This window comes from Nonomuraea diastatica (assembly GCF_004349015.1).
GTDB lineage: Bacteria > Actinomycetota > Actinomycetes > Streptosporangiales > Streptosporangiaceae > Nonomuraea > Nonomuraea diastatica.
The window spans coordinates 18,385-41,273 of record NZ_SMKP01000046.1 but is presented as its reverse complement, the minus strand read 5'-3'; the positions used below and the strand labels follow the sequence as shown (position 1 = coordinate 41,273).

Below are 22,889 nucleotides of genomic sequence, written 5' to 3'. Positions count from 1 at the left end.
CGGCTACGTGGAACTGAGCAGGGAGCAGTGGAGCGAGCTCCGCAAGAACACGCCCTTGACTCTCACCGCAGACGAGCTGGAAGAGCTGCGCGGCGTCGACGACCCCATCGACCTCACCGAAGTCACCGACATCTACCTCCCCCTGACCCGGCTGCTGAATCTGCACTTCACCGGGTCCAAACAACGCAGCAGCGTGCTGAGCGCCTTCCTCGGGCGCGACGAGCAGCGGGTGCCGTACATCCTGGGCATCGCGGGCAGCGTCGCGGTCGGCAAGTCGACGACGGCGCGCCTGCTGCACACCCTCCTCGCCCGCTGGCCCGAGCACATGCACGTGGAGCTGGTCACCACCGACAGCTTCCTCTACCCGAACGCGGTGCTGGAGTCGAAGGGCATCATGCATCGCAAGGGCTTCCCCGAGAGCTATGACCGGCGGGCGCTGGTCAGGTTCGTGGCCGAGGTCAAGGCCGGGGCGGCGGAGACGCGGGCGCCGGTCTACAGCCACCTCGAGTACGACATTGTCCCCGGCGAACACCAGACCGTGAAAAGCCCGGACATCCTGATCATCGAGGGCCTCAACGTCCTCCAGCCCGCCCCGCCCACTTCCCTCGCCGTCAACGACTACTTCGACTTCTCCATCTACGTCGACGCCAAGGTCGAGGACATCCGCACCTGGTACGTCGAACGGTTCCACAAACTTCGCCGGACCGCCTTCGAGGACCCGAAGTCGTACTTCCGGCACATCGCGGAGCTGTCGTACGACGAGGCCACGGAGTTCGCGGTCAACGTCTGGCGCGACATCAACGAACGTAACCTCGTCGAGAACATCGCCCCCACCAGAGGCCGCGCCGACCTCGTGCTCAAGAAGGGCGCCGATCACTCGGTGCAGCGCGTACGCCTCCGCCAGACCTGAACGCCTCCTCGTACAGGTAACGCGCGAACCTGCCCCCGCACTCCTGGTCGTCGATGCCGGCGAACCAGCACTCCTCACCGTGGTCGTGGCAGTTGAAGCGGCACATGCGAGAAACCCTCGCGTACATCCGTCAAAACCACGTCAACGTCCGATCGACGACAATGGCCCGATGCTCCACCTGCGGCTGATCAGCCCGCCCTCACGCGCCGACGAGGTGACGGCGGTGTTGGAGGACTGCCCTGGCGTCACCAACATCGTCGTCCTCTCCGGGGCGGCCCGCCTGCCGAGCGGTATCTCGGTCACCACGGTGCCCGCCGCCGGCTACCTGGCCGTCGCGCTCGCGCTCGGCCAGTGGGCGCAGGTCGCGGGCTCGGTGTCGCAGCTGTCGATGAACGTGGCCGGCATGATCGTGGCGGGCCCACGACCCTGATGGTCCAGCGAAAATTCTGGCCTCAGGTAGGACGCTCTTCATCCGTGTGAACGAGGCCACGGCGCTGATCGGCCCGGTAGTGTCCGGCACATGCACATCCTCGCCACCGAGGGGCTGACCAAGCGCTTTCCCACCGTCACGGCGGTCGATCAGCTCTCCGTCACCGTGGGGCCCGGTGTCACCGGCCTGGTCGGGGCGAACGGCGCGGGCAAGTCGACACTGATCAAGATCCTGCTCGGTCTGCTGCCGCCGTCCGGCGGCACCGCGCGGGTGCTCGATCTGGACGTGACCGCGCAGGGCTCGGAGATCCGCAGGCTCGTCGGCTACATGCCCGAGCACGAGTGTCTTCCGCCCGACGTCTCCGCCACCGAGTTAGTCGTCCACCTCGCCCAGATGTCCGGGCTGCCGCGCACGGCGGCCCGCGAGCGCGCCGCCGACGTCCTGCGCCACGTCGGCCTGGCGGAAGAGCGCTACCGCCCTGTCGGCGGCTACTCGACCGGCATGAAGCAGCGCGTCAAGCTGGCCCAGGCCCTGGTCCACGACCCGAAACTGATCTTCCTCGACGAGCCCACCAACGGGCTCGACCCGCGCGGCCGCGACGAGATGCTGACGCTGATCCGGCGCATCGGCACCGAGTTCGGCATCAGCGTGCTCGTCACCTCCCACCTGCTGGGCGAGCTGGAGCGCATCTGCGACCACGTGATCGTCATCGACGCGGGGCGGCTGCTGCGCTCCTCGACGATCGGCGAGTTCACCCAGGCGACGCAGACCGTCACGGTCGAGGTCGACGAGGGTCTTGACGCGCTGGCCGCCCGCCTGACCGGCGACGGGCAGACCGTCTCACCACAGGGCCGCATGCTGGTGGTCAAGGTGCTCGGTCCCGAGACGTACGACGCCATCCGCGACGCCGCCGTCGACCTGGATCTCTGCCTCATCCGCCTGGAACAGGGACGTCACCGCATCGAGGACGTCTTCCGGGAGGAGAACGCAAGTGTCTGAAATTTACGACATCGGCTATCGGCACTACGACGGCCCCCGGCTCGGCCGCGGCTACGCCACCAGGGCCCTGGCCCTGCACAGCCTGCGCGGCATCTTCGGCCTCGGCCGCCCGGCCCGCAGCAAGATCATGCCGTTCTCCCTGGCCGCCATCATGCTGGTGCCCGCGATCGTCAACATCGCGTTGATGGCCCTGCTCAGGAGAAGCGAGATCCCCTACAGCGGCTACGCGGTCATCATGCAGGCCGTGGTGGCGATCTTCCTGGCCTCGCAGGCCCCCACCGTCGTCGCCCCCGACCTGCGCCACCGCGTGCTGCCGCTCTACCTGTCGCGTCCCGTGGCGATCAACGAGTACGTCGGCGCCAAGGTGGCCGCGATGACCACGTCGGTGTTCCTGCTGATCGCCGTGCCGCTCACGCTGATGTACGTGGGCGAACTGGTGGTCGACCTCCCGGGCCCGCCGGCCACCGGCGAGTACGCCGGCTCCATGACGATGGCGCTCGTGCTGGCGCTGCTCCTGTCGGCTTTCGGCCTGGCACTGGCCTCGTTCACACCCCGGCGCGGGCTCGGCGTGGCCTCGGTGATCACCGTCTACCTCCTGTCGTTCGCGGCGGTCCCGGTGGTCTACGGCACGCTTGCCTCGACCGGCAACGAGTCGCAGGCCTCGTGGGCGTGGCTGATGAACCCGTTCTGGCTGGTCGACTCCGTGCAGTCCTGGGTGTTCGGCACGCCGCCCCACTCCATCGAGGGCGAATACCCGAGCGGTCCCGCCTCGGCGGCGATCCTCGTCGTGTTGATCTGCGCCGGGCTGGCCGCCCTCGCGCTGCGCTACAGGAAGGCGGCCGCGCGATGAAGATCGAGCTCTCGCAGGTCTCCCGCTGGTACGGCAACGTGGTGGCGGTCAACGACGTGACGATGACGATCGGCCCCGGCGTCACCGGCCTGCTCGGGCCCAACGGCGCGGGCAAGTCGACGCTCCTGCACATGATGGCCGGTTTCCTGGCCCCGTCGGGCGGCTCGGTCACGCTGGACGGGACCAAGGTCTGGAAGAATCACCGCATTTACCGAAATATCGGCCTAGTCCCGGAACGCGAGGGTGTGTATGGCTTCCTGACCGGCTGGCAGTTCGTGCTCTCCGCCGCCAGGCTCCACGGCCTGGCCGACCCCCCAGGAGCCGCCCGCAAGGCCCTGGCCACGGTCGAGATGGAGGAGCCGAAGGACCGCCGCGTCGAGACGTACTCCAAGGGCATGCGCCAGCGCGTCAAGGTCGCCGCGGCGCTCGTCCACGACCCGCCGCTGCTGCTGCTCGACGAGCCGTTCAACGGCATGGACCCCCGCCAGCGCCTCCAGCTGATGGACCTCATCCGCTCCATGGGCGCCGGGGGCAAGACGATCCTGTTCAGCTCCCACATCCTGGAGGAGGTCGAACGGGTCGCCCAGCACATCGAGGTCCTGGTGGCGGGCCGCCACGCGGCGTCGGGCAACTTCCGCGAGATCCGCCGCCTGATGACCGACCGGCCACACCTGTTCATGATCCGTTCGAGCGACGACAGGAAGCTCGCCGCTGCGCTCATCCGCGACTCCTCGGCCGGCGGCATCACCCTCCGCCCCGACGGCCTGGAGGTCCAGGCCACCGAGTTTCGCCGTTTCGCCCGGCTCCTCCCCCGGGTCGCCAAGGAGGAAGGCGTGCACCTGCACCAGGTCTCCCCCGCGGACGAGGACCTGGAAAGCGTCTTCTCCTACCTCATCACCAGGAGCACCTGATGCACCGGCGACCGAGCAGCGGAAGTACGGGGACCAGAGCAACGCAGCAAGACGCCGGCACAAGGGCGACCGAGCCGCCGAACGGAGTGAGGCAATGAACAGGCGAGGGAGCGCCGTTGCCTGGAGGAGCGGCGGGAGCGCAGCGACCACAGCGGGGGAAGGCGACGGCACAAGGGCGACCGAGCCGCCGAACGGAGTGAGGCAATGAACACCGTAGTGGCCGGCATCACCTACCGCGCCCTGCTGGGCCGCCGGCGCATCATCCTGCTGCTGGTGCTGCCGCTGGGTCTCATCGCCCTGGCGGTGCTGCTGCGCTTGTTCGGCGAGACCGGCCAGCGCTCGGCCATGCTGCTGATGGACAACTTCGCGATCAACACGATGCTGCCCCTCCTGGGCCTGATCGCGGGCACGGGCGTCATCGCCCCGGAGATCGACGACGGCACGATCATCCACCTGCTGTCCAAACCGATCTCCCGCCCCGTCATCATCCGGACGAAGTTCCTGGTGGCGGCGTCGCTGCTGGCCGTGTTCGGGGCGGTCCCGACGTACGTGTCGGCCTGGCTCCTGGTCAGCAACGAGGACGGCATCGCCTCGGGGTTCGCCCTGGGCGCGCTGCTGGCCGGCATCGCCTACGCCGCCGTCTTCCTCCTGCTGGGCGTGCTGACGCGGCACGCGGTGGCGATCGGCATCATCTACGCCCTGGTGTGGGAGACCCTGGTGGGCGGGTTCATGCCGGGCGCACGCAAGTTCTCGATCCAGCAGTGGGCCAAGTCGATCGCCGACCAGATCTCCGACTCGGCGTTCCTCAAGGCCGACGTGACACTCGGCTTCGCCGTGCCGGCACTCATCATCGTCACGGTCGCGGCCGTCTTCTGGGCGGGCCGCAGGCTGCGGAGCTTCTCGCTCACGGGCGACGAGTAGTCACCTGTGACGTTGAGCCAGGTCTGCGCGTCTGACCGAACTTCGGCTGACCAGGTTCAAGACCTTCCGCGATGCCACGCTCCCGCTGGGGAGCATGACGATCCTGATCGGGCGCAACGGCAGCGGCATATCCAACGCTCTCGATGCACTCGAAGTCCTGTCGCGGCTGGCGGAGGGCGGTGACCTGGTTGACCCGCTCGACAGCAGGCGCGTGGAGGCTGGCATCTGGACCTTGGACGAGCAGCTCAGATCCCCCTCATAAGCGTCGGGTACGACACCGCGTGCCGTACCCGACGTAAGAGAACCCTTCAGACGCAGGACGTGCGCACCACGTCGGCGAGGCGGCCGGCCACCAGGCTGGCGTGCTCCTCCGACGCGGCCTCGACCATGACCCGGATCATCGGCTCGGTGCCGCTCGGCCTGATCAGCACCCGCCCTGTCTCCCCCAGCTCGGCCTCCGCCTGCTGGACGGCGGCGACGAGTTCGGGGACGGAGGCCTTGCCCTTGTCGACGTCCTTGACGTTGATCAGGATCTGCGGCAGCGGCGTCATCACCGAGGCCAGCTCTTTCAGCGGCACTCCCGTCTTGGCCACCACGCCCAGCAGGTGGAGCGAGGTGAGCAGGCCGTCGCCGGTGGTGGCGTGGTCGAGCATGATGACGTGCCCCGACTGCTCGCCGCCGAGGTTGTAACCGTTGTGCTTCATGCGCTCCAGCACATAGCGGTCACCCACCGCCGTCTCGACCACCGTGATGCCCGCGTCGCGCATCGCCAGCTTGAAGCCGAGGTTGGACATCACGGTCGCGACCACGGTGTCCTTCGCCAGCAGGCCCTCGCCGTGCATGGCGGCGGCGAGGACGGCCATGATGCGGTCGCCGTCGATGATCGAGCCGGTGTGGTCGACGGCCAGGCAGCGGTCGGCGTCGCCGTCGTAGGCCACGCCCAGGTCGGCGCCGCGCGAGACGACCACCTGCTGGAGCTTGTCCAGGTGGGTCGAGCCGTGGCCGGAGTTGATGTTGAGCCCGTCGGGCCTGGAGCCAATGGCCTCGACCCTGGCCCCCGCGCGTACGAGCGCCTCGGGCGCCACCATGTGGGCGGCGCCGTGCGCGCAGTCGACCACGATGTTGAGGCCGTCGAGTGAGGCGCTCATCGTGGTCAGCACGTGGGAGATGTAGCGGTCGGCCTCGCCGTACGCGTCGCGCACGCGGCCCACGGCCGAGCCGACGGGAAAGCTCCACTCCTCGCCCAGCCGCCGCTCGATCTCGTCCTCGACCGCGTCGGACAGCTTGAAGCCGCCGCGGGCCAGGAACTTGATGCCGTTGTCGGGCGCCGGGTTGTGCGAGGCCGACAGCATGACGCCGAGGTCGGCGCCGAGCGCGGCCGTGAGGTGGGCGACGGCCGGGGTGGGCAGCACGCCGAGGCGCAGCACGTCCACTCCAGACGCCGCGAGGCCGGCGACCACCGCGGCCTCGAGGAATTCCCCCGAGGCGCGTGGGTCCCGGCCTACGACCGCTACCGGCCTGCTCTTACGGCTGGGCCCGATAGCGGTGAACGCGCCCGCATCGCCGAGGACATGAGCCGCCGCGACCGAAAGGTCCATGGCGAGCTCCGCCGTGAGGTCACGACCTGCGACCCCGCGTACCCCGTCGGTGCCGAAAAGGCGCGCCAACTTAGCGCTTGCTGTACTGCGGAGCCTTGCGGGCCTTCTTGAGGCCGTACTTCTTCCGCTCCGTGGCGCGGGCGTCACGGGTGAGGAAGCCGGCCTTCTTCAGCGGCGGGCGGTTGACCTCGACGTCCAGCACCGACAGGGCGCGGGACAGGCCCATGCGCAGCGCGCCGGCCTGACCGGTGACGCCGCCGCCGTCGATGCGCGCGATGACGTCGAACGCCTCCTCGGCGCCGAGCACCACGAAGGGCTCGTTGACGATCTGCTGGTGGACCTTGTTCGGGAAGTAGACGTCCAGCGAACGACCGTTGATCGTCCACTTGCCGGTGCCGGGGACGATGCGCACGCGGGCGATCGCCTCCTTGCGGCGGCCGGTGCCGTACGAGTTGCCCGTGGTGACGGGCTTGCGCACGGGAGCGTCAGCGCTGGCGGTTGATTCTGTGGTGTATTCGGACGGGAACTCCTCGCTGGAGAAGTCCTCCACCTCGGCCGTCTCGACGGCCGTCTCGACACCGGTGGGCTCAGCCACGGTTCTCCTCTTACTTTCGAAACTCGGCGCTACCCCTTGCGGGGGCATGCGACGGGGTCTCCCCCGCGGGTCTACTTACTGGGCGATCTGGCTGATCTCGAACGGCACCGGCTGCTGGGCCTGGTGCGGGTGCTCGGAGCCCGCGTAGACCTTCAGCTTCTTCGCCATCTTCCGGCCCAGGGAGTTTTTCGGCAGCATGCCCTTGACGGCCTTCTCGACGGCCTTCTCCGGCCGCTTCTCCATGAGCTCGCCATAGCTGACGGAACGCAGACCGCCCGGGTAACCCGAGTGACGGTACGCCTTCTTCTGCTCGAGCTTGTTGCCGCTCAGCGCGATCTTGTCCGCGTTGATGACGATGACGAAGTCACCGGTGTCGACGTGGTTGGCGAAGATCGGCTTGTGCTTGCCGCGGAGCAGGGTCGCGACGTGGCTGGCCAGCCGGCCCAGCACGACATCGGTCGCGTCGATGACGTACCACTGACGCTGGACGTCGGCGGGCTTCGGTGAGTACGTGCGCACGGTCGTAGCCTTCTTTATGCTCGCGTCTTCGGCGCTGTCGGATGCGACAGCAACATTGGTCGGTCGGTGCGGGCACACGACGGCCCGGACCTTCCGTCTCCACAACACGGGAGATGACGCCGGACGCGCCGCGCATTGGTCACGCTGGACCTATGCACACAACGAACGATTAGGCTACCGGCCCGGAGGCGTGCTGGTCAAAAGACCGGTAACCTCGCACGAGTCTACCCGACCGCAGAACGGTTCGATTTCGTTTCCCTGGGACCCCTTCTTTCCCAGGACCAGACATCCCTATCGTTGATGGCGGTATGTGGCAGAACTCTCACACCCGGCCAACCCAGCGGGGCGCTCGGCGCCGGAATCACCTGGGTGTGCTGACCTGCCTGATGGCGGTTCTGTTCACGGGCGTGCTGATCGGCCGGCTGACCGACGACGCCGAGCCCGCCCGCCACGTCTACCTCGAAGAGACCGTCCCGCCCGCGGCCGCCACCGCCCACGCAGCGCCCAAGGCTTCGAAGAAGGCCCAGCCGCAGGCCCAGCGGATCCCCAGGGAGATCACGACCAGACCCACGCCGCGTGGCAGGACGACCCCCAAGGTCACCAAGAAGCCCGACGGGCAGATCCCCGGGTACAACAGCGACGGCGACGGCTCCGCGGAGCTCCGCAGCGACGGCGAGGGCGTGCGCGTCATGGCGGGCATGGCGGCCAGGGTCGTCTCGCTCACCAACGCCGCCAGGGCCCGGCACGGTTGCGGGCCGCTCAGGGTCGACCGCGGGCTCACCCGCTCCGCCCGTACGCACTCGCTGGAGATGGCCCGCACCGGGCGGCTCGTGCACAACTCCCCCGACGGCGGTTCCCCGTGGGACCGCATGGAGCGCGCGGGATACCACTGGGGCGCCGCCGAGAACATCGGCGCCGGCTACACCACGCCTGACGAGGCCGTACGCGGCTGGCTCGACAGCCGCGACCACCGCAGGAACATCCTCGACTGCCGGCTGAAGGCCATCGGCGTCGGCGTCGCGCACGGCCCCAACGGCCCGTGGTGGACTCAGGACTTCGGAACCCGATGACGAACATCACGGTAATGTCGCCCCATGGTTTCCAACGGCAACGGGGAACGCGAGAGCGGCGCGGGCGGCGCCCCCTACGGGATGGAGAGCACGCCCGAGGAGCCGGGCAGTGCCTTCCGCCGCCCGCGTCGTAAGGAACGCGCCGCCGGCGAGCCCCAGGAGCAGGCGCCGAAGAACCCGCAGAGCAAGGTCGGGTGGAGCCCGTACGACGAGGGCTCGCGCTCGCGTGCCCCGCTGTGGTTCGCGATCAGTGGCGTGGCCGTGCTCGCCCTGCTCGGCGGCGGCCTGGTGCTCATGTGGAACGCCGACGACCCGGTCACCGCCGCAACCACCAAGCCCCGCATGACCACCGCGCCCCTGCCGTCCGCGCCTCCCGGCAAGTACGGCTTCGCCGCCAGCCGCTCCACGGACCCCGACCCGATCTCGGTGAAGGAGATCTTCGGCAGCAAGAAGAAGATCACCGTGTCGAAGCGTTCGTACGAGCGGACGATCACCAAGAAGGACAAGAAGTGCTCCGACGGCGCGCTGGGCGACGATCTCAAGAAGGCGCTCAAGTCCGGCAAGTGCACCCAGCTCGTCCGCGCCAGCTTCCGCGACAAGGCGGGCAAGGTGATCGGCACGATCGGCGTGGCCAACCTCACCAGCACCAAGGCCGCGAGCAAGGTGGCCAAGGCAGGCGACGCGGAAAACTACGTCAAACCGCTGGCGGGTAAGGACAGTGTCACCAAGTTCATCGGCTCCGGCAGCGGCGGCACCAGGATCCTGACGCACGGCCACTACGCGATCATGGTGTGGTTCCAGAACAAGGACGGCACAAAACCTGACGATAAGGGCAGCAAGCAGCTCTTCGCCGCCGTGAACGACATCACCAAGGCCACGGTGTTCGAGGCGCTGGACAACCGGTCGGTCACCGGAAGCCCGCGAATCTGAAACCCGGCTTCGCGCGCGTAATACCCCAAACAGGATGCCGAGTCCTTTCGGGAACGCTCATAACGACGTAACGATCTCGTCTCTCTCGCTAGGCTCGCCCTATGCGTGGCCAGGAACCCGGGTCTGAGCACGATCGCAGGGAAGCCGACAACTCGGCCGCACCAGCGACGCCACCGCCGAGCTTCGGCCAGACCGACGGGCGAGACGTTCCACCGGCGTTCACACCATCCGGGACATCATCCGGCACCCCATCCGACCCCACTACCGGCACCCCATCCGACCCCACTACCGGCATCCCGTCCGGCGGCGCCCCTTTCGGCACCCCATCGACCGGAGCCCCTTCCGGCGAAGGGGCGGCGGCCAGGGCGCGCCCCGCCATTCCCGTTCTCCAGGGCCCGCCACCCGACCTGCCGGAGCCCGAAGACCGACCGGGTGCGCAGCCCTGGGAGGCGCAGGGCGACGACGCCGCGCCCTACGACTGGTTCGCCGACCACACCGGCGTCGACCCCGCCGGTCAGGGATGGGCCGACCATCCGCACGCCCACCAGGCGTTCCCCGGCCGCCCTTCGGCCGCGCGGGAGCTCCTCAGCGGCCCGCGGACCGGTCGCGAGCAGACCGATCCCGCACGCCCCGGTCACACCACGGCCCGCCGGCCCCCGGTCGAACACCTGCAGTCCACGCACGAACAGGACGTACGGGGACGTGATCCACGTGCGCAGGACGCGTGGGCAGGGGGTCCGCGGGCGCAGGACCCTCCGGCGTGGGACGCGCCGGCGACGGAGGAGACCGGCCGCTGGCCCGCCAGGCCGGTGGTGCCCAGCGTGCCGCCATGGGAGCCGCCACCCGCGTTCACCGCCGCCGCGGCCGGCATGCCCGTGTGGCCCACGCCCACCGGCGACCCGCACGCCATGCCGCCGTGGCCGGCCGCCACCGGCGAGCTCGTAGCCGACCCCGACCCTGATCCCGACGAGCCCGACTCCCCGGCCGCCTCCTTCGACCCGAACGCCACTGACCCGGAGGGCTTCACCCGCCCGGCCGGCTTCCCGTCGAGCACCACACAGCAGGACAACCCGTCGGCGCCCTTCCCGGGAAGCACCCAGCCCGCGCCTCCGACACCCGCAGGCGCCTCGCCCGGAGGCGACCCCTCCGCAAGCACCCCGCCTGGAAACGCCCGCTCAGACGCGGCCCGCCCGGGGACCGATCAGGCAGAAGTCCCCCAACCCAGCACCGACCAATCAGAAGCCACCACACCCCATCCCCTCCACCGCGGAGCCATCGAAGCCGGAGCCACCAGAGCAGCCGCCGAGCCGAGGTCCGCCCTGTCCGGCATCGCCCAGCCCGGAGCCACCACACCCGGGCCCGGGCAGGCTGACGTCGCAGAGCCGCCCGGCGACGCGACCGGCGAGCCGCCCCTTTCGGCCCCCGTCGCCGCCGACCGCGACGACACCAGGCCCTTCGCCCACAACGAGATCGCCCGCCCAGTCGGTCAGGAAGTCACGAAGTCCAAGAAGCCGGCCCACTACTTCGACCCGAAGGCCGCCAGGCGTGACGCGGCGCGTCAGGGGAAGGCGTCCGAGCCCGGCGACCCGTCGGCGCGCGCGGCCGAGCCGGGCGACGTCCCCGTCTGGCCACCCCTCCCCTCAGAAGAGGACAAACTTCCCGAGCTCCCCTTCCCCCGGGACACCTGGGGCCAGAAGCAGCCGGTCTCGCTCGACTCGCCCACACCACCGGCGGGCAGCCCCGCCTTCCCCTCTGGAGCGTTCAAACAACCCCCGTTCCAGGCCCCGCCCCCGCCTCCCGTGTCACCGGGCAAGAGCAGGCGCGCCCTGCTCGTCACGCTCGGTGCGCTGGCCCTGGCGGGTGTGGCCACCGGCGGGTTCTTCGCCTGGCAGGCCGTGAGCGACCCCGCGCCGACGACCGCCGCCGCCCGGCCGAGCGCGTCCGTCCAGCCGAGTTCGGAGCCGGCCGTCTCCCCGCCCGCCGAGGGCACGTCCGCGCTCAACTCCGAGCGGACCGACCCGCAGAAGTTGTCGTTGTCGGAGGCGTTCCCCGAGAAGAAGGTGAGCGCGGCCGGCACGACGTTCACGCGGGTCAAGGCCGGCATCGAGACGGCCTGCGACAAGGCGGCCATGGGTGCTTTCGCCGACGCCCTCGAAGAGCAGAAGTGCAGCCGCGTGCTCAGGGCCACGTACGTCGACAGGAAACGGCGCTACGCCGTGACCACGGGCATCGCCGTGCTGCCTGACAAGGCCGCGGCCGAGGTCGTCGACCAGGCGAAGAACCTGTCGCGCAACGTCTGGTTCCGCCCGCTTCCCGGCGGTGAGGGCTCGGGCGGCGAGCGGGTGCACATCGCGGGCGGCTACGCGGCGGGCCTGGTGTGGGGCCGCTACATCGTCTTCAGCTACGCCACCCACGCCGACGGCCGCACCCCGTCGTCCAACGAGACGACGTTGCCCAAGGTGAGCGGGGCCTTCCGCGACGAGACGTCACTCGTCCTCGAGCGCCGCGTCAACGGCGACTGACCCCGCCGGCGTGCGTACCCGCCGGGTGGCCTGGGCCCGCGCGGCGAGCTCGGCCTCCGGCGGGTAGCCCACCTCCTCCAGGCAGAGCCCGTGCGCGGGCGCCACGTGCACGCCGGAGTCGCGTACGGCCCTGCCGAGCACGTCGCCAGGCCACTCCACCGGCCGCCGCCCGTCACCGGCGGCCAGCAGGGAGCCGACCAGGGCCCGCACCATCGAGTGGCAGAACGCGTCGGCGACGACGGTGGCCACAAGGGTGCCGTCCGGCTCGCGGACCCAGCCCAGGCGCTGCAGTTCCCTGATTGTGGTGGCCCCTTCGCGCTTCTTGCAGAACGCGGCGAAGTCGTGCTCGCCGATCAGCCGCGCGGCGGCCGCGTTGAGCGCGCCGTCGTCCAGCGGCCGGTTGTGCCAGACGACCTCGCGGCGGCGCAGCGGATCGACGCCGCCCACCGCGTCGCTCACCCGGTACGCGTACCGCCGGAAGAGGGCCGAGAACCGGGCGTCGAAGCCCTCAGGAGCCACGGAGACCCGATGAACGCGTACGTCGGGGGGAAGAACCCCGCCCAGCCGCCTGGCGAGCGCAGCGAGCCGCTCATCGACGCTCAGCGGTCCCCTGTTGCCGTCCAGCTCGGCCATGGAGCCCTCCGGCACGTCCGCGTGGGAGACCTGGCCGCGCGCGTGCACTCCGGCGTCGGTACGGCCGGCCACGGTCAGCTGGGCGGGCTCGCCGAGGCGCAGGATCCGGCCGAGCGCCTGCTCGATCTCGCCCTGGACCGTGCGCCGCCCCGGCTGTCGTGCCCACCCGGAGAACGCGGTCCCGTCGTACGCGAGGTCGAGGCGGAGCCGTACCACGATGAGTCTCCTTCGTACGAAACGGGCCCGAACCCCCGCAGAGGGGTCCGGGCCCGTTTCAGCCGACCTGAACGATCAGGCTTCGTCCTTCTTCGCCTCGGCCTCAGCGGCCGGGGTTTCCTCGGCGGCGGCCTCAGGGGCCTCAGCCTTGGTCTCCTCGGCCTTGCCCCCCTCAGCAGGGGCCTCCTCGGCCTTCGTTTCCTCGGCGGCGGGCGCCGGGGCGGGGGCCTCGGTGCGGCGGGTGGTGACGCCGCTCATCGGCTCGGTCACCAGCTCGATGACCGCCATCGGCGCGTTGTCGCCTTTGCGCGCGCCGACCTTGGTGATGCGGGTGTAGCCACCGGGCCGCTCGGCGAACGTCGTCGCGATCTCGGTGAAAAGGTGATGTACGACGCCCTTGTCCCTGACGATGGTCAGGACCTGGCGACGGTTGTGGATGTCGCCCTTCTTCGCCTTGGTGATCAGGCGCTCCGCCACCGGGCGCAGGCGCTTGGCCTTGGTGACCGTGGTGCGGATCTTGCCGTGGCGGAACAGATCGGTGGCGAGGTTCGCCAGGATCAGCCGCTCGTGCGCCGGGCTGCCGCCAAGACGTGCACCCTTGGTGGGCTTGGGCATTTCATCTCTCCTTGTGGATTAACCCGCCCCGGCCGTATCAGGTACCGGAGTCGGGCCGGCGCCGCGGTCGCGCGGCGCCGTTACGTTCACCCGCCCGCCCGCGCCTCGCGAGGGCGCCGGCCGGTCCACGAACCGGCCGGCGTCTCGCGGAAGGCGCGCTGACGAACCGCGGGACGTTGTCAGTACTGCTCGGTCTCGACGTACGCGCTGTCGTCGTCGTCGTAGCCGCCGCCGGCCACCGCGCTCGGGTCGAACCCGGGCGGGGAGTCCTTGAGCGCCAGCGACATCTCGTGCAGCTTCTGCTTGACCTCTTCGATCGACTTGGCGCCGAAGTTCCTTATGTCGAGCAGGTCCTGCTCGCTGCGCGCGACGAGCTCGCCCACGGTGTGGATGCCCTCGCGCTTGAGGCAGTTGTAGGAACGGACCGTGAGGTTGAGCTCCTCGATGGGCAGCGCCAGGTCGGCGGCCAGGGCGGCGTCGGTCGGCGACGGGCCGATGTCGATGCCCTCGGCCTCGACGTTGAGCTCCCGGGCCAGGCCGAAGAGCTCGACGAGGGTCTTGCCGGCGGAGGCCACCGCGTCGCGGGGCTTCATCGCGGGCTTGGTCTCGACGTCGAGGATGAGGCGGTCGAAGTCGGTGCGCTGCTCGACTCGGGTGGCCTCGACCTTGTAGGTGACCTTGAGCACCGGGGAGTAGATCGAGTCGATCGGAATGCGACCGATCTCCTGGCCCGGCTGCTTGTTCTGGGCGGCGGAGACGTAGCCGCGACCGCGCTCGACGGTCAGCTCCATCTCCAGCTTCGCCTTGCCGTTGAGCGTGGCGATGCGCAGCTCGGGGTTGTGCACCTCGACACCGGCCGGCGGCGCGATGTCGGCGGCGGTGACCTCACCCGGGCCCTGCTTGCGCAGGTACATCACGACCGGCTCGTCGTGCTCGGAGGAGACGACCAGTTCCTTGAGGTTGAGGATGATGTCGGTGACGTCTTCCTTGACGCCGGGAACGGTCGAGAACTCGTGCAGCACGCCCTCGATGCGAATGCTCGTCACGGCCGCGCCCGGAATGGACGACAGCAGCGTGCGGCGCACGGAGTTGCCGATGGTGTAGCCGAAACCCGGCTCCAGCGGCTCGATGACGAATCGGGACCGGGTGTCGTCGATCGACTCTTCGAGAAGAGTCGGGCGCTGAGCGATCAGCATGAGTGGGATCTCCCCTTTTCGTGTGGCGCCCGCTATATGACGCCACTCCGATAAACAGCCTAGCCCGGGTACGCGCCGCCGCGAGGATCTCGCGGCGGCACCAGACCGTACCCCGGCCGGGCAGGCGAGTGACTACTTCGAGTAGTACTCGACGATCAGCTGCTCCTGGACCTGGGTGTCGATCTGCTGGCGAACCGGCAGCTGGTGAACCAGGACGCGGAGCTTGTCGGGCACGACGCCGAGCCACGCGGGAATCGTTCGCTCGCCGGCGGTGGCGCGGGCCACCTCGTAGGGCAGCAGATTGCGCTTGGTCTCGCGGACCTCGATGATGTCGTGCTCGCGAACGCGGTAGGACGGGATGTCGACCTTCTTGCCGTTCACCATGATGTGGCCGTGGCGCACCTGCTGGCGGGCGGCGTCACGCGACTGGGCGAAACCGGCTCGGTAGACGACGTTGTCGAGGCGGCTCTCCAGGATCTGGAGCAGCACCTCACCCGACTTGCCGCTCTTGCGGGCGGCTTCCTCGTAGTAGTTGTGGAACTGCTTCTCGAGGACGCCGTAGATGCGGCGGGTCTTCTGCTTCTCGCGAAGCTGAAGCTGGTATTCGGTGTCCTTCGGACGGCCTCGGCCGTGCTCACCCGGCGGGTAAGGACGGATCTCGATGGGGCACTTGGCGGACTCGCACTTGCTGCCCTTGAGGAAGAGCTTGGTCTTCTCGCGACGGCAGAGCTTGCAGTCCGCGCCCGTGTAACGAGCCATTTCTCTATATCTCCTGGATCTCAGACGCGGCGGCGCTTCGGCGGACGGCAACCGTTGTGCGGGACCGGGGTCACGTCCTGGATCGAACCCACCTCGAGGCCGGTGGCCTGCAGCGAGCGGATCGCGGTCTCGCGGCCGGAGCCGGGACCCTTGACGAAGACGTCGACCTTGCGCATGCCGTGCTCCATGGCGCGGCGAGCGGCGTTTTCCGCGGCCATCTGCGCGGCGAACGGGGTGGACTTACGGGAGCCCTTGAAACCCACGTGGCCGGCGCTGGCCCAGGAGATCACGTTGCCCAGCGGGTCAGTGATCGAGACGATCGTGTTGTTGAACGTGCTCTTGATGTGGGCGTGCCCGTGAGCGACGTTCTTCTTTTCCTTGCGGCGCACCTTCTTCGGCGCGCCCTGGCGGCTCTTAGGAGGCATTGTTTGCCATAACTCCTGAGGTCTTCGGTCCCGCGGCTGCGAGGACTACTTCTTACCGGGCTTCTTCTTGCCGGCGACGGTCTTCTTCTTGCCCTTACGGGTGCGCGCGTTGGTCTGCGTGCGCTGACCGTGGACCGGCAGGCCCTTGCGGTGCCGGATGCCCTGGTAGCAACCGATTTCGATCTTGCGCCGGATGTCGGCCTGAACCTCGCGGCGCAGGTCACCCTCGATCTTGTAGTTCGCCTCGATGTAGTCACGCATCGGGACGATCTCGGCGTCGGAGAGCTGGTGGACGCGGAGGTCGCCGCTGACCCCGGTGGCCTGGAGAATCTCCTGGGCGCGGGTGCGGCCGATTCCGAAAATGTAGGTGAGAGCGATCTCCAGCCGCTTGTCGCGGGGGAGGTCGACGCCAACCAGGCGAGCCATGGCGGGCATTCTCCTTCTTCTGTGGCGGAGGTCTTGCGCCTCACTGCCCCTCCCCAATGCCCGGGGTGAGGGCCCCGGCCTCCGACCGGGGGTCTCCCGAGTGGTTCGAACCTTTACCCACAAGGCCCGCCTGCCCGGGTGTGACACGCGATTACTGACTCAGGCTTCTCATGCGTCGAGCCCGCTCCCTGACGGGGCGGACTCGGAGAAGCCTTGCGGCGACTAGCCCTGGCGCTGCTTGTGGCGCAGGTTGTCGCAGATCACCATGACGCGACCGTGCCGGCGGATCACCTTGCACTTGTCGCAGATCTTTTTGACGCTCGGCTTTACCTTCATTGTCCTTTGTGTTCCTCAGACGTCTTACTTGTATCGGTAGACGATCCGCCCACGAGTCAGGTCGTAGGGGCTCAGTTCAACAACAACCCGGTCGTCCGGAAGAATCCGGATGTAGTGCATCCGCATCCGTCCGCTGATGTGGGCCAGGACCTTATGGCCGTTGTCGAGCTGCACCCGGAACATGGCGTTCGGGAGCGACTCGACCACAGTGCCCTCGATCTCGATGGCGCCGTCTTTCTTGGCCAAAATTCCTCGCGTTTCACTGATCGATCGTCTGAGGCTCCGGTTCACTAAGCAGCCGCGACCTCACGCTTCGAAGAGAGCGGCGATCGGCAAGGACCGCCGACGCGTGTGGGTCATAGTGAGCCGACTAAGGAGTGTACGACACCTGAGCCTGGAACGCGAAATGCGTGCCAGGTGTCCTGACACAACCACCTACCAGTCTACCCCACGTTTGCCGTGCCCGAGCCCGGCCACGCCGGAGCCGCACGCCCTCCCCCATCTCGCGAACGTTTTGAGCGGGCCCGAAGCGTAAGGGATGGGCCGGAGGCTCGGGTGCCCGCGGCTGGTACATATCCCCACCCGACAGCGGGTGCTGCGGGAGGTCTGCGAAACATGTTGGGTAACGGTCTGTTCACTTTTCAGAGGAAGAGACAGAAGGGATGCCCGTCGGGATCCAGCATCACGCGAACGTCCTCCTGCGGTTGGTACGCCGCCTCGACCGCCCCGCAAGCCACCGCCCATTCCACGGCGGCGGACAGGTCGTCGACCTTGATGTCGAGGTGCTGCGAGGCGTTCTGGGCTCCTGGCTCGCTCGGCCACACCGGGCGGGCATAGGAGCGTTCGTACTCGAAGCCCACCGAAGGGCCGCTCTCGCCCGCCGGCGGCCGGAGCAACAGCCAGCCCGCCTGCTCGGGCTCATCGACCCCGGGCCCCTCCTCCTCGGCCACCTGCCACCCGAGCAGCCGGGCGTAGAAGCGGGCGAGTTCGCGCGGCTGCGGCGTGCCGACCGTCACGGAGGTCAGCTGAAGGCGGGGCGGCATATCAGGTTTCCCTTACGGCGGACGTAACCAGCCGCATCGTACTTCCCAGCGCCTGGGCCTGCCACACCCGGCGATGATGTGTCCCGAATGACGCGATCGTCAGGCGCGCAGCCGGGCAACGGGCGATCGAGGCCGGACACGGGGCAGCGGCGTTCACCCACCTCGCCGCGTTCCAGCACCGCACCCGCGCTGGGCGCTATTCGGTCTTGGGCTTGGACGTGCCGAAAACGGTGCTCATGAGCAGGACCACTCCCCACGGGCCCATGACCCACAGCGGCCACGGATAGACCAGGTCGCTCGAGGTGACGCTCACGATCAGCCAGATCACCCAGTTGATGCCGCTGGCCACGGCCCACGTGCGCCAGGCCGCCACCAGGCCGAGATGCGCGCCCTTCTTGACGGGCTTGGCTTCGATCTTGGCTGGGCGGTTGCGCAGGTCGACGTCGGGCAGGTCGGAGGTCAGCCGGGCCAGCTCGCCGTACGTCTTGCTCTGGTAGAGCTGCTCGAGCCGCTCGTTGAACTCCTCCATCGTGAGGCGGCCCTGCGCCGTGTGCTCGCGCAGGATGGCAGCCACCCGGTCGCGGTCGGCGTCGGACGCTCGCATCTCGGGGCTATTCGCCATCCCACCACTCCCGGTCAGAATCCCAGCTGGGCCAGGCGCTCTTTGCCCCCATCCAGGGCGGTAAGCACCCAAGGACCATTATGTGTCACCGCGACGCTGTGTTCGAAGTGCGCGGACTGCTTGCCGTCGACGGTCACCACGGTCCAGTCGTCGGGCAGCACGCGGGTGCGGTCGGTGCCCAGGTTGACCATGGGCTCGATGGCCAGGCACATGCCCTCTTCGAGCGCCGGGCCCCGGCCGGGCTTGCCGTGGTTGGCGATCCACGGGTCCATGTGCATCTCGGTGCCGATGCCGTGGCCGCCGTACTCCTGTGGAATGCCGTAACGGCCCTGCGACTTGACGTACCGCTCGACCTCGTAGCCGATGTCCGACAGGTGGCGGCCGACGGTCAGCGCGCCGATGCCGCGCCACATGGCCTCCTCCGTGATGCGCATCAGCTCCGTCAGCTTGGGGTCGACCTCGCCGATCGGCACCGTCACGGCCGAGTCGCCGTGCCAGCCGTCGAGGATCGCGCCGCAGTCGATCGAGATGACGTCGCCCTCGCGCAGCTTGCGGGCGTTCGTCGGGATGCCGTGGACCACTTCCTCGTTGACCGACGCGCAGATCGTCGCGGGGAAGCCCTGGTATCCCTTGAACGACGGGATCGCGCCCTCGTCCGTGATCGCCTTCTCGGCGATCACGTCGAGGTCCAGCGGTGTCATGCCGGGCTCGACAGAGCGTTTGAGCAGGTCGAGCGTACGACCCACCACCAGGCCCGCCGCCCGCATCTTCTCGAGTTGCTCGGCCGACTTGATCTGGATTCCGTGCCGGTTGCGCTTGAACATGTACTGCCCCCCCGGGGTCTCAACGGGCCACCTGGGAGCCCAATTCCCCCACCATAGCCGCGAGGTGGCACGGAATCCCGTGCCACCTCGGCCAAATCGGTTGATACTGGAGCTCACCCCATATATGGCCTGATCGCGTCCATAGCCCGCTGCGTGACCTCTTCGACCGGGCCCGTGGCGTCCACGCCAACCAGGATGCCCTCGTCGGCGTAGTAGGAGACCAGCGGCGCCGTCTGCTCCTGATAGACCTCCAGGCGGTGCCTGACGGTCTCCTCTTTGTCGTCGTCACGCTGGAACAACGCGCCCCCGCACGCGTCGCACTTGTCGTCCTTCTTGTCGTCGAACTCGACGTGCCAGATGCGGCCGCACTGGCTGCAGGTGCGCCGGCCCGCCAGCCGCCTGACCACCTCGTCGTCGTCCACGACGAGTTCGAGAACGAGGTCGAGCGCCTGGCTCCAGTCTTTGAGCATGTCGCGCAGGATCTCCGCCTGCGCGACATTCCTCGGAAACCCGTCGAGCAAGAAGCCATCCTGCGCGTCGTCCTCGGACAGCCGATCGCGCACCATGGCGATGGTGACCTCGTCGGGCACCAGGTCACCGCGGTCCATGTACGTCTTGGCCAGCTTGCCAAGGTCCGTGCCCCCCGAGACGTTGGCACGGAAGATGTCACCTGTCGAGATCTTCGGGATGGACAGGTTCGATGCGATGTACTGGGCCTGTGTCCCCTTACCCGCTCCGGGGGGCCCGACCAGAACGAGACGCACTACCTCAGGAAACCTTCGTAGTTACGCTGCTGCAGCTGGCTCTCGATCTGCTTCACCGTGTCAAGGCCGACGCCTACCATGATCAGAATGCTCGTCCCTCCGAACGGGAAGTTCTGGCTCGCACCGGCAATCGCCAGCGCGACGATCGGGACCATGGAGATCAGACCCAGATAGAGCGCGCCAGGCGCGGTCAGACGGGTGAGCACGAAGTTCAGGTATTCAGCCGTCGGACGGCCGGGGCGGATGCCCGGAATGAAACCACCGTACTTCTTCATGTTGTCAGCGACTTCAGTGGGGTTGAACGTGATGGACACGTAGAAGTACGTGAAGAAAACGATCAACAAGAAGAACGTGGCCATGTAGATCGGGGTGTCGCCGGTGGCGAGGTTCTGTGAGATCCACTGGATGACCATGTTGTCGCTGGTCGAGAAGAGCGACGTGATCAGCTGCGGCAGGTAGAGCAGCGAGGACGCGAAGATGACCGGGATGATGCCGGCCTGGTTGACCTTCAGCGGGATGTAGGTGGACGTGCCGCCGTACATCCTGCGGCCGACCATGCGCTTGGCGTACTGGACCGGGATGCGCCGCTGCCCCTGCTCGACGAAGACCACCGCGGCGATCATGAAGACGCCGACCACCATGACGATCGCGAAGGTGAACTTGTTGGCCTGGAAGATGTTGGCGAGCTCGGAGGGGAAGACCGCCACGATCTGGGTGAAGATCAGGATGGACATGCCGTTGCCGACGCCGCGGTCGGTGATGAGCTCACCGAGCCACATGATCACGGACGTGCCGGCCGTCATGATCACGACCATCGTGACGATGCCGAAGATGTTGTCGGGGTCGAGCAGGACGTCCTGCTGACAGTTGGGGAACAACTGGCCGGTGCGCGCCAGCGCGATGAAGGCGGTCGACTGAAGGACGGCGAGTCCGATGGTCAGATAACGCGTGTACTGCGTGATCTTGGTTTGACCGGACTGGCCTTCCTTCTTGAGCGCCTCGAGACGCGGGATCACCACGACGAGCAGCTGCAGGATGATGCTCGCGGTGATATAAGGCATGATGCCCAGCGCGAACACCGACAACTTCAGGAGCGCGCCGCCGCTGAACAGCTGCACCATCCCGTAGATGTTGCCGGTTTCTCCACTGCGCGCCTGGTCGAAACAGGCGGCGAGGTTCTCGACGTGGACTCCCGGAGTCGGAAGAACCGAGCCGAGACGGAACAGCGCGATGATGCCCAGGGTGAAGAGCAACTTCTTGCGCAGGTCCGGTGTCCGGAACGCCCGGGTAAACGCGGTCAGCACGGTCCCTCCTGCGCGCCTTTACGGCGGTGTGAGTATGCGATGGTGCGGGGATCTGCCATCTGAAAGTCTCAGGTCAAACGAGCCGGACAGAATCCTGCCGTCTGGCGAACTCTAACGCACTACGGGCGTGGGGGCCCATTGTCAAAGCCCCCACGCCACGTAATAGCTCTTACAGCTCGGTAACGGAACCACCGGCTGCGGCGATCTTCTCCTTCGCGGACGACGAGAAGGCGTGGGCCTGCACGTTGACCGCGACCGAGATCTCGCCGGTGCCGAGCACCTTCACCAGCTGGTTCTTGCGAACGGCGCCCTTGGCGACCAGCGCCTCGACGGTGACCTCGCCACCCTCGGGGAACAGCTCACCGAGCCTGTCCAGGTTGACGACCTGATAGGTCGTCTTGAACAGCGCGTTGGAGAAGCCCTTGAGCTTCGGCAGACGCCTCTGCAGCGGCACCTGGCCGCCCTCGAAGCCGAGGGGGACCGTCGTGCGGGCGTGGCTGCCCTTGGTGCCGCGACCGGCCGTCTTGCCCTTGGACGCCTCGCCGCGACCCTTGCGGGTCTTGGCCTTGTTGGCACCAGGAGCAGGACGCAGGTCGTGAATCTTGAGCGGGGCAGCGTTGTTGGAGCTGTCAGTCACGTCAATCGACCTCTTCCACCTCGACGAGGTGCGTCACCACGGTGACCATCCCGCGAATCTCGGGGCGGTCCTCCTTGACGACGACGTCGCCGATTCGCTTCAGGCCAAGCGAACGCAGCGAGTCACGCTGGTTCTGCTTGCCACCGATCTTCGAGCGAACCTGAGTGATCTTCAGGCGTGCCACGACTAGCTCACCGCCTTGGCGGCCGCGGCCTCGGCGATGCCCTCACGCTGCGCCTTGAGCATGCGGGCCGGGGCCACGTCCTCGATCGGCAGGCCACGGCGGGCGGCGATCTCCTCAGGGCGCGAGAGGCCCTTCAGAGCCGCCACGGTGGCGTGCACGATGTTGATCGGGTTGTCCGAGCCGAGCGACTTGGACAGCACGTCGTGGATGCCGGCGCACTCCAGGACCGCACGCACCGGGCCACCGGCGATGACGCCGGTACCGGCCGAGGCCGGACGGAGGAAGACGACGCCCGCCGCCTCCTCGCCCTGCACGGTGTGCGGGATGGTGCCCTGGATCCGAGGCACCTTGAAGAAGTGCTTCTTCGCCTCTTCGACACCCTTGGCGATGGCCGCGGGCACTTCCTTGGCCTTGCCGTAGCCGACGCCGACCATGCCGTTGCCGTCGCCGACGACGACGAGGGCGGTGAAGCTGAAGCGACGACCACCCTTCACGACCTTGGCCACTCGGTTGATCTTCACTACGCGCTCGATGTACGAGACGCCCTTGTCGGCGGCGCCACCGCGGCGATCGTCACGACGGTCCCGCCGCTCGCCACCGGTGCCGCCACCGCGACGCGGAGCTGCAGCCATCAGTGGTTCCTCATCTCA

The 22,889-nt window shown here is 68.2% G+C and carries 29 protein-coding genes; 10 read left to right on the top strand and 19 right to left on the bottom strand.

Annotation, left to right across the window (positions count from 1 at the left end; genetic code table 11):
• Positions 1-7: 7 nt before the first annotated feature.
• The 7 genes from coaA (at position 8) to E1294_RS18160 (ending at position 5,283) form a co-directional block, all read left to right on the top strand.
• Positions 8-910 (top strand): type I pantothenate kinase, encoded by a 903-nt coding sequence (gene coaA / locus E1294_RS18190; protein ID WP_132509711.1) that lies wholly within the window; start codon positions 8-10, stop codon positions 908-910.
• 169 nt (positions 911-1,079) lie between these two features.
• Entirely contained in the window at positions 1,080-1,340 is a 261-nt protein-coding gene (locus E1294_RS54130; protein ID WP_181958518.1) for a DUF389 domain-containing protein, read from the top strand.
• A 90-nt stretch (positions 1,341-1,430) separates the two neighbouring features.
• On the top strand, positions 1,431-2,339 hold the full coding sequence (locus tag E1294_RS18180; protein WP_132509698.1) for an ABC transporter ATP-binding protein: 909 nt from the start codon (positions 1,431-1,433) through the stop codon (positions 2,337-2,339).
• The gene (locus E1294_RS18175) at positions 2,332-3,189 is read left to right on the top strand and encodes an ABC transporter permease (RefSeq protein WP_132509697.1); all 858 of its coding nucleotides are present in this window, start codon (positions 2,332-2,334) and stop codon (positions 3,187-3,189) included. Before E1294_RS18180 ends, E1294_RS18175 begins: the two co-directional genes overlap by 8 nt.
• Complete coding sequence (locus E1294_RS18170) at positions 3,186-4,100, top strand: ABC transporter ATP-binding protein (RefSeq protein ID WP_132509696.1); 915 nt, start codon at positions 3,186-3,188, stop codon at positions 4,098-4,100. Before E1294_RS18175 ends, E1294_RS18170 begins: the two co-directional genes overlap by 4 nt.
• A 204-nt stretch (positions 4,101-4,304) precedes the next feature.
• Positions 4,305-5,021, top strand: a complete 717-nt coding sequence (locus tag E1294_RS18165) for an ABC transporter permease subunit (protein ID WP_132509695.1) — start codon at positions 4,305-4,307, stop codon at positions 5,019-5,021.
• A gap of 94 nt (positions 5,022-5,115) precedes the next feature.
• A complete protein-coding gene (locus tag E1294_RS18160; protein WP_181958517.1) occupies positions 5,116-5,283 on the top strand; it encodes an ATP-binding protein in 168 nt (55 codons plus the stop codon).
• Positions 5,284-5,329: 46 nt separating this feature from the next.
• Here the strand turns inward: E1294_RS18160 and glmM are convergent, their stop codons facing one another.
• From glmM to rplM, 3 genes are all read right to left on the bottom strand, one after another.
• Entirely contained in the window at positions 5,330-6,688 is a 1,359-nt protein-coding gene (gene glmM / locus E1294_RS18155; RefSeq protein ID WP_132509694.1) for a phosphoglucosamine mutase, read from the bottom strand.
• A gap of 1 nt (position 6,689) precedes the next feature.
• Positions 6,690-7,214, bottom strand: a complete 525-nt coding sequence (gene rpsI, locus E1294_RS18150; protein ID WP_132509693.1) for a 30S ribosomal protein S9 — start codon at positions 7,212-7,214, stop codon at positions 6,690-6,692.
• A gap of 75 nt (positions 7,215-7,289) precedes the next feature.
• A complete protein-coding gene (gene rplM / locus E1294_RS18145) occupies positions 7,290-7,733 on the bottom strand; it encodes a 50S ribosomal protein L13 (RefSeq protein WP_132334437.1) in 444 nt (147 codons plus the stop codon).
• Between the two features lie 386 nt (positions 7,734-8,119).
• On the opposite strand from rplM, the gene E1294_RS18140 reads away from it, so the two are divergent.
• The 3 genes from E1294_RS18140 (at position 8,120) to E1294_RS18125 (ending at position 12,255) form a co-directional block, all read left to right on the top strand.
• On the top strand, positions 8,120-8,803 hold the full coding sequence (locus E1294_RS18140; RefSeq protein ID WP_132509692.1) for a CAP domain-containing protein: 684 nt from the start codon (positions 8,120-8,122) through the stop codon (positions 8,801-8,803).
• A gap of 24 nt (positions 8,804-8,827) precedes the next feature.
• The gene (locus E1294_RS18135) at positions 8,828-9,733 is read left to right on the top strand and encodes a hypothetical protein (protein ID WP_132509691.1); all 906 of its coding nucleotides are present in this window, start codon (positions 8,828-8,830) and stop codon (positions 9,731-9,733) included.
• A 101-nt stretch (positions 9,734-9,834) separates the two neighbouring features.
• The gene (locus tag E1294_RS18125; RefSeq protein ID WP_165977350.1) at positions 9,835-12,255 is read left to right on the top strand and encodes a hypothetical protein; all 2,421 of its coding nucleotides are present in this window, start codon (positions 9,835-9,837) and stop codon (positions 12,253-12,255) included.
• Here E1294_RS18125 and truA read toward each other — a convergent pair.
• The 16 genes from truA to rpsE all read right to left on the bottom strand — a co-directional run bounded on the left by truA (position 12,220) and on the right by rpsE (position 22,871).
• Complete coding sequence (truA, locus tag E1294_RS18120) at positions 12,220-13,104, bottom strand: tRNA pseudouridine(38-40) synthase TruA (RefSeq protein WP_132509688.1); 885 nt, start codon at positions 13,102-13,104, stop codon at positions 12,220-12,222. The two genes, E1294_RS18125 and truA, sit on opposite strands and share 36 nt — an antisense overlap.
• A gap of 75 nt (positions 13,105-13,179) precedes the next feature.
• Positions 13,180-13,719 carry a 50S ribosomal protein L17 gene (gene rplQ / locus E1294_RS18115; protein WP_132509687.1) on the bottom strand — a complete coding sequence of 180 codons (540 nt, stop codon included), beginning with the start codon at positions 13,717-13,719 and terminating at the stop codon, positions 13,180-13,182.
• 179 nt (positions 13,720-13,898) lie between these two features.
• On the bottom strand, positions 13,899-14,915 hold the full coding sequence (locus tag E1294_RS18110; protein ID WP_132337053.1) for a DNA-directed RNA polymerase subunit alpha: 1,017 nt from the start codon (positions 14,913-14,915) through the stop codon (positions 13,899-13,901).
• Between the two features lie 132 nt (positions 14,916-15,047).
• Positions 15,048-15,674 carry a 30S ribosomal protein S4 gene (rpsD, locus tag E1294_RS18105; RefSeq protein ID WP_132509686.1) on the bottom strand — a complete coding sequence of 209 codons (627 nt, stop codon included), beginning with the start codon at positions 15,672-15,674 and terminating at the stop codon, positions 15,048-15,050.
• Positions 15,675-15,694: 20 nt separating this feature from the next.
• Positions 15,695-16,099, bottom strand: a complete 405-nt coding sequence (gene rpsK, locus E1294_RS18100) for a 30S ribosomal protein S11 (protein ID WP_132337049.1) — start codon at positions 16,097-16,099, stop codon at positions 15,695-15,697.
• A gap of 45 nt (positions 16,100-16,144) precedes the next feature.
• Complete coding sequence (rpsM, locus tag E1294_RS18095) at positions 16,145-16,525, bottom strand: 30S ribosomal protein S13 (RefSeq protein WP_132337047.1); 381 nt, start codon at positions 16,523-16,525, stop codon at positions 16,145-16,147.
• Between the two features lie 222 nt (positions 16,526-16,747).
• Positions 16,748-16,861, bottom strand: coding sequence for a 50S ribosomal protein L36 (gene rpmJ / locus E1294_RS18090; protein WP_003956441.1), 114 nt, complete (start codon positions 16,859-16,861; stop codon positions 16,748-16,750).
• A gap of 24 nt (positions 16,862-16,885) precedes the next feature.
• The gene (infA, locus tag E1294_RS18085; RefSeq protein ID WP_030451477.1) at positions 16,886-17,107 is read right to left on the bottom strand and encodes a translation initiation factor IF-1; all 222 of its coding nucleotides are present in this window, start codon (positions 17,105-17,107) and stop codon (positions 16,886-16,888) included.
• A 395-nt stretch (positions 17,108-17,502) separates the two neighbouring features.
• Positions 17,503-17,904 carry a VOC family protein gene (locus E1294_RS18080; protein WP_132509685.1) on the bottom strand — a complete coding sequence of 134 codons (402 nt, stop codon included), beginning with the start codon at positions 17,902-17,904 and terminating at the stop codon, positions 17,503-17,505.
• Positions 17,905-18,100: 196 nt separating this feature from the next.
• Complete coding sequence (locus tag E1294_RS18075) at positions 18,101-18,526, bottom strand: DUF1707 SHOCT-like domain-containing protein (RefSeq protein ID WP_132509684.1); 426 nt, start codon at positions 18,524-18,526, stop codon at positions 18,101-18,103.
• A 14-nt stretch (positions 18,527-18,540) separates the two neighbouring features.
• Positions 18,541-19,350 carry a type I methionyl aminopeptidase gene (map, locus tag E1294_RS18070; RefSeq protein WP_132509683.1) on the bottom strand — a complete coding sequence of 270 codons (810 nt, stop codon included), beginning with the start codon at positions 19,348-19,350 and terminating at the stop codon, positions 18,541-18,543.
• A gap of 113 nt (positions 19,351-19,463) precedes the next feature.
• Complete coding sequence (locus tag E1294_RS18065; protein WP_132509682.1) at positions 19,464-20,114, bottom strand: adenylate kinase; 651 nt, start codon at positions 20,112-20,114, stop codon at positions 19,464-19,466.
• On the bottom strand, positions 20,114-21,418 hold the full coding sequence (gene secY / locus E1294_RS18060; protein WP_132509681.1) for a preprotein translocase subunit SecY: 1,305 nt from the start codon (positions 21,416-21,418) through the stop codon (positions 20,114-20,116). The genes E1294_RS18065 and secY overlap by 1 nt, the downstream gene beginning before the upstream one ends.
• A gap of 169 nt (positions 21,419-21,587) precedes the next feature.
• Entirely contained in the window at positions 21,588-22,055 is a 468-nt protein-coding gene (gene rplO / locus E1294_RS18055; RefSeq protein WP_132509680.1) for a 50S ribosomal protein L15, read from the bottom strand.
• Position 22,056: 1 nt separating this feature from the next.
• Positions 22,057-22,239, bottom strand: a complete 183-nt coding sequence (rpmD, locus tag E1294_RS18050) for a 50S ribosomal protein L30 (protein ID WP_132509679.1) — start codon at positions 22,237-22,239, stop codon at positions 22,057-22,059.
• Positions 22,240-22,241: 2 nt separating this feature from the next.
• Entirely contained in the window at positions 22,242-22,871 is a 630-nt protein-coding gene (rpsE, locus tag E1294_RS18045; RefSeq protein ID WP_132509678.1) for a 30S ribosomal protein S5, read from the bottom strand.
• Between the last annotated feature and the right edge of the window lie 18 nt (positions 22,872-22,889).

What these genes read in the sequence shown, in the direction of transcription:
- rplQ (WP_132509687.1), bottom strand. Translation starts at nt 13,719, where the DNA reads ATGCCCAAGCCCACCAAGGGTGCACGTCTTGGCGGCAGCCCGGCGCAC.
- E1294_RS18140 (WP_132509692.1), top strand. Translation starts at nt 8,120, where the DNA reads ATGGCGGTTCTGTTCACGGGCGTGCTGATCGGCCGGCTGACCGACGAC.
- E1294_RS18160 (WP_181958517.1), top strand. Translation starts at nt 5,116, where the DNA reads ATGACGATCCTGATCGGGCGCAACGGCAGCGGCATATCCAACGCTCTC.
- rpsD (WP_132509686.1), bottom strand. Translation starts at nt 15,674, where the DNA reads ATGGCTCGTTACACGGGCGCGGACTGCAAGCTCTGCCGTCGCGAGAAG.
- E1294_RS18180 (WP_132509698.1), top strand. Translation starts at nt 1,431, where the DNA reads ATGCACATCCTCGCCACCGAGGGGCTGACCAAGCGCTTTCCCACCGTC.
- rpmJ (WP_003956441.1), bottom strand. Translation starts at nt 16,861, where the DNA reads ATGAAGGTAAAGCCGAGCGTCAAAAAGATCTGCGACAAGTGCAAGGTG.
- rpsK (WP_132337049.1), bottom strand. Translation starts at nt 16,099, where the DNA reads ATGCCTCCTAAGAGCCGCCAGGGCGCGCCGAAGAAGGTGCGCCGCAAG.
- map (WP_132509683.1), bottom strand. Translation starts at nt 19,350, where the DNA reads ATGTTCAAGCGCAACCGGCACGGAATCCAGATCAAGTCGGCCGAGCAA.
- E1294_RS18075 (WP_132509684.1), bottom strand. Translation starts at nt 18,526, where the DNA reads ATGGCGAATAGCCCCGAGATGCGAGCGTCCGACGCCGACCGCGACCGG.
- rpsE (WP_132509678.1), bottom strand. Translation starts at nt 22,871, where the DNA reads ATGGCTGCAGCTCCGCGTCGCGGTGGCGGCACCGGTGGCGAGCGGCGG.
- E1294_RS18170 (WP_132509696.1), top strand. Translation starts at nt 3,186, where the DNA reads ATGAAGATCGAGCTCTCGCAGGTCTCCCGCTGGTACGGCAACGTGGTG.
- E1294_RS18165 (WP_132509695.1), top strand. Translation starts at nt 4,305, where the DNA reads ATGAACACCGTAGTGGCCGGCATCACCTACCGCGCCCTGCTGGGCCGC.
- E1294_RS18080 (WP_132509685.1), bottom strand. Translation starts at nt 17,904, where the DNA reads ATGCCGCCCCGCCTTCAGCTGACCTCCGTGACGGTCGGCACGCCGCAG.
- E1294_RS18110 (WP_132337053.1), bottom strand. Translation starts at nt 14,915, where the DNA reads ATGCTGATCGCTCAGCGCCCGACTCTTCTCGAAGAGTCGATCGACGAC.
- E1294_RS18135 (WP_132509691.1), top strand. Translation starts at nt 8,828, where the DNA reads ATGGTTTCCAACGGCAACGGGGAACGCGAGAGCGGCGCGGGCGGCGCC.
- E1294_RS54130 (WP_181958518.1), top strand. Translation starts at nt 1,080, where the DNA reads ATGCTCCACCTGCGGCTGATCAGCCCGCCCTCACGCGCCGACGAGGTG.
- E1294_RS18125 (WP_165977350.1), top strand. Translation starts at nt 9,835, where the DNA reads ATGCGTGGCCAGGAACCCGGGTCTGAGCACGATCGCAGGGAAGCCGAC.
- rpsM (WP_132337047.1), bottom strand. Translation starts at nt 16,525, where the DNA reads ATGGCTCGCCTGGTTGGCGTCGACCTCCCCCGCGACAAGCGGCTGGAG.